Consider the following 790-nt stretch of genomic DNA (forward strand, 5'->3'; position numbering starts at 1 on the left):
GTCAACCGCGCGGTGATGCCGTACTCGCGACACGTCCGCTCGAAGAGCACCTCAACCGGCAACGGCCGCGTGTGTCTGCCGGTGAACTGGTTGCCGTTGTCGGTGAGCACCTCGAACGGCACGCCCCATCGATTCATCGCCCCGACGAACGCTTCACACACGGCACTGCCACTGGGCTGCTCGAGAACCGCGGCGACGGTGACGAAGCGGGAATGGTCGTCGATGCCGGTCAACAGTTTGCATTCCCGGCCGCCAGCCAGGAACACACCTCCAACCAGGTCGAGTTGCCACAGATGCATCGGAGCTTCCCGCTCCCATCGCTTGTAGACCCGTTTATGTAGCTGCTCTTGAGGATTGACCAATCCGTTGCGTACCAGCACGCGGTGCACCGTGGCCCGCGCGGGCGCGGGCGCATAAGGGTCGAGGCGTCCGAGTTCGTAGACGATGCGCCGGGCACCCCACCGCCGGTGGGTGCGTCGCATTTCGCAGATCGTCGCCTCCACTTGTGGAGAGATCTGGTTCGGGCTAGTACGCGGTCGGCGAGATCGATCCGATAAACCGCCCAGACCTGATGCGGCATAGCGCTTGCGCCACGCCGTGACCGTTTGGCGAGAGACACCGTAACGGTTAGCGACCTCGATGACCGGAGCACCGTCGGCGACTTCGGTGACCGCACGGAACCTGACCTCCACACGCACCCGTGCAGCGATCTCAGCATCGGATTCAGTCTCAGCAGAGAAGGACACCCCCCACACTCTGACTGCGACCACCGACAAGCGTGAGACGTCAA

Annotated in this window: 1 protein-coding gene; it reads right to left on the reverse strand. The window is 63.5% G+C overall.

Annotated features, from left to right (window positions below; all coding sequences use genetic code 11):
- The coding region (locus AMD30_RS24285) for a helix-turn-helix domain-containing protein (RefSeq protein ID WP_231632852.1) at positions 1 to 710 on the reverse strand (710 nt) is incomplete at its 3' end.
- Positions 711 to 790: the final 80 nt, after the last annotated feature.

The organism is Gordonia sp. HS-NH1 (assembly GCF_001418765.1).
Classification (GTDB): Bacteria; Actinomycetota; Actinomycetes; order Mycobacteriales; family Mycobacteriaceae; genus Gordonia.